We start from the raw sequence: 7,351 nt of genomic DNA on the forward strand, positions 1-7,351 counted from the left end.
CCAAGCCTGTATTGCTCTCTTATTTGAATTTCTTGTGCTTCGCTATCATCCACGCACCCTTCAAGTAAACTAAAAGCAAGTTCGCTATCAACTGTTTTTAGCTGCCTATAAAGCCTAACTAATAGTTTGTTTTTTAATACAACGGCAATTGCACCATGTGCAGCTTGCACTAAAACCTGTGACGCTAAAGCAACATAGTCGCTCTCATCTGTAATATTTTTAAATGCTAACCGGTAACGGTTTAATAAATAGTTTGATTGCGCTTCGTCAAGTGTTTCAAAACGCGACAAGCTCTCGCTGTGTCCTTCGCGCGTAGCGGTTAAGCCTAAGTCTCGCATTACAAAACGGTTTTGATGATTCACATCTCCACTGCTTAGTTTACCTGCAAATAAAAACTCAAAATACTCGTAGTAATCACTGCGGTTATTAATTACATACTGGCTATAAAGTGGCGCAAGCTCTTGTGGGCGTGCTTTAAAAAACTCACGCGCAATATCCACCAGCGCGCCTTTAGCGGCACTCTTTTTAAAACTTATTTGCTCACTGTAATTACTTAGCAACTCAACCAAAGAAGGCTTAGTTAAGTGCGCTAAAAGCTGCGAATAATGCTGCTCGTTTGGCTCAAATAAAATACCGGCTTTTTTTAGCGTATAAATAGCCTGATGCGGCGAGGTTATTTCTTCATAATTAAGCGATTGCGCCTGCACTAAATAAGGCTTTCGCGAGTACACACGCGCCAACATGCATTGGCTTTGCTCATCTAGCTGGTTAATTTTACTAATAAATTCGCTGTGTTTGGGCTCAAGTAAATGCATACATTTACTAGTTACAAACTCAATAAGCTCTCTAAAATGCGCTAAATAGTATTTTGCTGGTAATTCTTTTTTCATAATATCGCCATAACTGTATATAAAAACAGTATCCAGCATTTATGCTTATTATTCAATCTTAAACTTGTAACTAAAACACGCTATAGTGAGCTTATTAAAGCAAATTCATTAAAAATAAAGGACTTACCATGAGCGCGCACCCATACGATGTTTTATCACTTAATAACGGCGCAAATATTATTTTTACGCCCTGCCCTGGCACAAAAACACAAAACTTAGCGGATTCAATCGCCACATTAAAAACTGCTGGCACTCACATGCTGCTTTCACTTATGCCGCAAAAAGAACTTGAAAAAAACAACGTACAAACAATTAATAGTGAGTGCAATAAGCACGATATAACCTGGTTTCATTTACCTATAAATGACGACGAAGCACCCAAACAGCCTTTTACATCAAGCTGGAACACCCACAAAACCGACATATTACAGGCCATACAACACAAACAAACCATTGCCATACATTGTAAAGGCGGTACAGGCCGCACAGGTTTGGTCGCTGCGCTTATTTTAAATTCGGCAGGTTACACAAAAGAAGAAGTATACAGCCTAGTACAATACATTCGCCCTAAAGCGCTTACTATAGAATTGCAAAAAGAGTACTTTGAGAGTTTTAGTCGGTAATAAAAAAGCTAGCGTAAAACAGCAAAGCTACTGATAGTTAAACGCCCATTAACTGGGTCACAGGCATAACCATTAGACGCGTTTATATTACCGGAATGCAATAAGTTACTTGGGTATATAACTGCGCGATTTAGCTTTGCCTCTACACTGTAAACTTGCTCAAACAAAGTTGTACTTCCATTTATATATTGTGGATTTTTATGAAGCTTTTGCGCCATGGCTTGTTGCTTAATAGCTTGCCTATAAAGCATAAGCCGCTCTTTTGTTATACGTTCGTACCCTAGGGCTCTATGCTTATAAAATGAAGTGCCACCATGAGTTTCATCACATAAAAAGTGCACTATAGCAAGTTGATTTATATTAGGTGTATCAAAATGAGGGAGCATTTGTATTGGCCTGAGCTTATCAGGCTCAGTGCATGCAATTGAAAAAGCAGAAAGAATTACATCGAACTCGCTTTTATCCGCCATATCAAAGTGTGAATTAATAATTGGCGCAAGCGCTTTTAACCGCTCGATATAACTAAGCGGTGCTGCTTTTCTTACTCCTGGGTAAAAATCACTTTCTTGTGCGCAAAATGTTTCCCTCGCATTTTGAGAAAACACAGCAAAATTAATAAGCGCATCTACATTATTTACGAAATCATCAATAACAATAATAGGGGTTTTCTCTTCCCCTACAGTATGTATGTGTAACGCCATATTTTCGTTTAGTTTAAAATCAATCATCGGTTAAATTAAGCACTGCATTTTTACGCTCTATCAATGGGTATATTTGGCCAAGTGAGGTTATAACAGTATAAATAGCGGGTAATAAAGCGCTTTGATGTAAAAGTGTAATTTGATCACTATTAAGTTGTGCGAGTCTTTCTTGGTTAATAGTGTATAGGCCGTTTAACTTTGTTTTTTGACTGTTCTGAAACGTTACCTCAAGCGATAATGGCTGCAGTAGATCATGCTGTAACAAGGTATCAATTAACTTTTTATTGTCTATTTCGCCCTGTAGTAAATGCCCTAAACACTGCTTTATTTGTTTGAAATAGCTACTTTCTTCTGCGCTTTGGGTATAAATTGGTTCTAAATTATTCTGGCTTTGCGATCGATTATTAACGACTGCTGGGCTATTTAAATTAATACACACAGGGTATTGAGTTTGCTGCGCATGAGTATCACCAACAAAAAATGGCTGACGCTGTAATTGAAGCGGTAAATACACACCCTGCCACTGCGAGTTCTGATAAAACAAGTTCTCATGTTGCTCAAAGCCTAATAAAGCATTGAGTGTAAACTCCCCTGTTTCTGAGTTTTTTGCAAAAACTATAGGCTGCTGAACAGCAATTTGATTAAGTTCTGCCATAACAACAGGAACCATATTAATGTTTTCTGCGTGTGATTGTGCCTTTTGTGTGTCTATTTTTATGTGCTGATGAGCACTTTGTTCTAATGCGACTAAATTTTCCATGTGTGTCTCTTTATTGTTTTTATGTGTAAATTTTTAAGCTAAATAGTGCTAAAACCATGATTCTTAACTTTATTTAATAATTCTCGGTTACTAGGTAAGTTAGTTACAGCTTGGTTTATCATGCTCTTATTTTTATCAAACTGACTTTTAGCAAAAACAGTGTCTTCAAGCATATAGGCAGTTGTGCTGTAGTCACTTCTAAAGCCCATACCATATAAAACATATTGATAACTCGCAGCTGGAAACACCTCATTGTTACTTGTAAAGTCGTGATCAGCAGGGGCGCGGTATTGCCATAGTTTCATTAGATCTTGTAAGCTTTGAGGAATCGTTTTAGGGTCTCTGTTATCGCTCCAAAATGCGTTATCGTCACGGGTAGATAAAATATAATGTAACTTTAAAAAGTCGATTATTTTTCCCCACCTATAGGTAAACGTCTCATTAAAGCGTTTGGCGGTAATATCCATAATATCCCGGGTATGGGGAAGTTGTTCGCTGATCATTTGTGCTGACATTTCTACTAATACCAATGCAGAAGCTTCTAGTGGCTCTAAAAAACCAGCCGAAAGCCCAACCGCAACACAGTTGTTTTGCCAAAAATGTGAGCGGTGGCCACTTTTAATAGGGATTTTTCTAATTGTTAACGACTCTATTTTATCGCCTACATACTCTCTAAGCTTTTCCCTTGCTTGCGACTCGGTACTGTACTTACTGGAGTACACATAGCCCACCCCACGGCGATGCTGTAATCCTATATCCCATATCCAGCCCGCTTCTTGCGCTGTTGAAATTGTGTGAGATGCAATACTGTCATTTTCATCTTCATAAGGGACTTGCACTGCTAAGGCGGTATCAATAAACAGCACATCATCGCAGGGCTGAAAAGGAACCTTATAATGCTCGCCTAATAACAATGATGAAAAACCAGTGCAATCGATAAATAAATCACCGCTAATTTCACCTTGTTGCTTTGTAGTAACGCTTGCAATATCGCCATTTTTAGCACTATTGACCTGCGTTACATCAGCTAAAATATGTTTAACGCCTAGCTGCTGCGTACAATGTTTTTGTAAAAAAACGGCAAATTTTGCAGAGTCTAAATGGTAGGCATAATTGGCTATAGCAGCATATTCTGGTGTACGAATTGTTTTAGGGGCAAGCCCTTGCTCACAAATAGCTTCTTGGTAACACACTGCGTTTGAAAAAGACGTTGACTCTGCTGTGTTATTTAACCAATGCCCTGCCATATCGGTTTTTGAAAAGCCCTGCGGCAGAACTAATGGGTGATAGTAAAAATCATCATCGCTGCCATCCACCCATTTGGCGAATTTTGCTCCTTGCTTAAAGCTTGCTTCACACTCGCGTATAAAATCGGTTTCGCTAATACCAAGTGCTATTAATGTACTACGCATGGTAGGCCAAGTGCCTTCACCAACACCTATAATTGGTACATTTGGAGATTCAACTAGCACAACATTAAGACCATCGGGGGTATTACTTTTATGGTCCGCCGCTAATCGACCAGCTGTTAGCCAGCCTGCTATACCACCACCAACGACAACCACTGTTTTTATTTCTTTATTTTGCTGGTTCATGCTTGTTACCTATAAAGGCATATTTAAAAAGTGGCTATTACTAAATGTAAAAGCCACTTTTATTATTTAAGTTAGAAACTTCCACGAACACCTAACGCAAAACGTCGCCCGCTATCTTCAACCATTAGTAATTGATTAGAGAAGCGACCACGTTTGTGTACGTATTCTTCGGTTAAGTTTATACCCTCAAAGAACACCGATACATTTTCGGTAATATCATAGCTGCCACTGGCATCGAATTGTGCATAGTCTTCAACTATCGTCACACCATCACCATTTAACTGTGTTAGTGACTGTACAAAGCTATCGCGCCAGTTATAGGCTAAACGCGCCTGAAATGGGCCATTCTCATAAAAGCCAACCACATTATAAGAGTCGCTTAAGCCTGTTAATGCAAATACTTGAGTTATATCTGCAGGGTCTAGTTCTGCATCACTATCAACAAATGTTGCATTAACCATAAAACCAAAGCCACTATCAAAACTATGCTGTAAGGCTATTTCCCAGCCATCAACAATCGCCGATTCGCTATTATTTGGTAATGTGTTTGTAAATACAGCCGTCGAGTCAGCAGCGTCAGGGTTATCTACATCGTTACCTGTTGAGGGGTCAGTCAACAATCCGCCGTCAGACAATTCAAAGGTTAAATCTTCAGTGGTATTGATAATGAAGTTAGCAACATTCTTTCTAAAGTAACCAGCGGATAAATAACTGGCATCAGCGTAATACCACTCTAATGATAAATCTAAGTTATCAGAGGTAAATGGCTCAAGCGCAGGGTTACCAGAGCTTGATGTTAAATTGCCCCCTTGGCGCGTTGTTTCAATTACTGTTACAGGCGACATACTATCGAGTGTTGGTCGCGTAATTGTTTGTGATACAGCAGCACGTGCTATTAGCTCATCGCTTATTTCAAGCTTTACGCTAAAGTTAGGTAAAATCGCTTCGTAATCTGAACTTGCTGAAATATTTTCTACGGCGCCGAAATTAGCAAGCATTTCTGTTTTATCTAAGATAGTTAACGCGCTAACCGGCTCATCTGTGCCCTTTACTTTTACATCGGTGCTTTCATATCTAAAGCCCGCTGTTGCGTATAAAGGCATGCCTGCAAGTTCAGCTTCAAAATCAAATTCTGTATAAAACGAGAAAGTATCTTCAGTTATCTCAAACGACTTATTACGTTTAACTGCATCAAAACTAATAGGCTGACCATTCGCCGCAGCTATTTGCTCAAGGTACGCAAAGTTTGCCTCTCCATCATGTGCAAGCCATGACGTTGGCATACGACCGCTGCCGCTCACATCACCTAAAAAGTCATCTCCTGCGTCAAATACAAATTGCGCTAAGCCATCCATACTTGGGTCATCTGGGTAACCACAAAAGGTACAGTGAATACCTACGCCTTCGTTGTCCCAACGATCAAGGTTTTTAGTTTCAGTTGAATACATAGTACCAAATTTAACCGAAACTAGGCCTGAGCTGCCATCGTTATGCCAAATGCTATCCCAACGAAACTGATCCACAGTATCTTCTACAGCCCAACCACGGCGAAGCATTACGTGTGCACGGCTGTTGGCTGTATCTAAATGATTTGATACGCCATCAGGTGCAACTGCAGGGTTATAAGCAACACCGTCCAGCTCTTGCTGGCCGCTATAAATGTTAGGGTTAGCAGAGGCAAACTCACTCGCGTAAGGTAAGATACCGCCATCCACTTCAAATCGAACTCGGTTAGCATAGCCAATCAACGATAGCTGATCGCCACCGCCATTATTAGCCTCACGCTTGGCTTTTGAGTGGCTCAAATCAAACTTCATATTTAAGTTATCGTTTACATGCCAATCAAAGTTTAAACCTAATGCGCTAGAGTTGGTTAAACGATCAAACTTTTTAGCGTGCATATCGGTGGCAAGACCTACCTCTTGATATAAATCAACCACAGTGCCATTTTCATCAACGGTTGGGCCTGCAGCATCACCAAAGCCTTCTAAGTTTGGCGCTGTAAACCAGTGCCCGTAAGACGTTGTGTCTGCTTCTACATCAAAATCTGAATAGAGCGCATCAGCAGTGATAACTAAATCATCTGAAGGTGCATACTGTATAACTAAATTTGCATTAGTGCGTGTACGTGTCTCTGTAGTAACTTTATGATCGTAATTACGTGGCGAGAAAATATTACCGGTGTATGCTTGCCCGCTTTGAGTTTGAGGATTTGGGACGCCCACGTTTTCTAACCAGCCGTCTACCTGTGCCTGATTTAAGCGTGTTTCGCGTTCTTGACGAGAAACGGCAAACAACAAACCCAGTGTGTCATCATTAAATGTATTACTAATTAAGCCAGAAATCTCAGGTGTGGTTTCTTCACTATTTTCATCGTAAATACCTTTAACACTACCCGCTATTTTAAAGCCACTAATCGCAAATGGACGTGCCGTATTAACGTTTACTGTTGAGCCAATACCACCAGATTGCATAGTGGCTGTTGAGGTTTTAAATACATCTAAGCTTTTAACCAATTCTGATGCAATGGTATCAAAGCTAAATGCACGGCTTTGATTCTCTGATGCCATTTGGCGTCCGTTTACTAGTACAGTATTAAACTGCGGGCCAAAACCACGCACCGTAATAAGCTGCCCTTCGCCGCCTGAACGGTCTATTGAAACCCCAGTAATACGTTGCAAAGACTCGGCTAAATTTGTGTCAGGAAATTTACCAATATCTTCTGCTGAAATGGAGTCAACCACGCCACCGGCTTCTCTTTTTGCATCCATGGCTCGACCAA

Annotated in this window: 5 protein-coding genes and 1 pseudogene; 1 reads left to right on the forward strand and 5 read right to left on the reverse strand. The window is 40.1% G+C overall.

What is annotated here, in order from left to right; translation table 11 throughout:
- A pseudogene (locus L652_RS0103720) lies at positions 1-929 on the reverse strand (DNA polymerase III subunit epsilon); the annotation flags it as partial.
- A gap of 89 nt (positions 930-1,018) precedes the next feature.
- Here L652_RS0103720 and L652_RS0103725 point away from each other — a divergent pair.
- Positions 1,019-1,513 carry a dual specificity protein phosphatase family protein gene (locus tag L652_RS0103725; RefSeq protein ID WP_024595482.1) on the forward strand — a complete coding sequence of 165 codons (495 nt, stop codon included), beginning with the start codon at positions 1,019-1,021 and terminating at the stop codon, positions 1,511-1,513.
- Positions 1,514-1,521: 8 nt separating this feature from the next.
- Here L652_RS0103725 and L652_RS0103730 read toward each other — a convergent pair whose 3' ends face one another.
- The 4 genes from L652_RS0103730 to L652_RS0103745 form a co-directional block, all read right to left on the reverse strand.
- Positions 1,522-2,241: a DUF6445 family protein gene (locus L652_RS0103730; RefSeq protein ID WP_024595481.1), complete on the reverse strand. Its 720-nt coding sequence runs from the start codon at positions 2,239-2,241 to the stop codon at positions 1,522-1,524.
- Positions 2,234-2,974 (reverse strand): SapC family protein, encoded by a 741-nt coding sequence (locus L652_RS0103735; protein WP_024603300.1) that lies wholly within the window; start codon positions 2,972-2,974, stop codon positions 2,234-2,236. The genes L652_RS0103730 and L652_RS0103735 overlap by 8 nt, the downstream gene beginning before the upstream one ends.
- A gap of 38 nt (positions 2,975-3,012) precedes the next feature.
- The gene (locus L652_RS0103740; protein ID WP_002958277.1) at positions 3,013-4,569 is read right to left on the reverse strand and encodes a tryptophan halogenase family protein; all 1,557 of its coding nucleotides are present in this window, start codon (positions 4,567-4,569) and stop codon (positions 3,013-3,015) included.
- 71 nt (positions 4,570-4,640) lie between these two features.
- Positions 4,641-7,351, reverse strand: a 2,711-nt coding sequence (locus tag L652_RS0103745) for a TonB-dependent receptor (protein WP_029770159.1), incomplete at its 5' end; no start/stop codon positions are given.

Source organism: Pseudoalteromonas sp. TB25 (assembly GCF_000497995.1).
Lineage (GTDB): Bacteria > Pseudomonadota > Gammaproteobacteria > Enterobacterales > Alteromonadaceae > Pseudoalteromonas > Pseudoalteromonas distincta.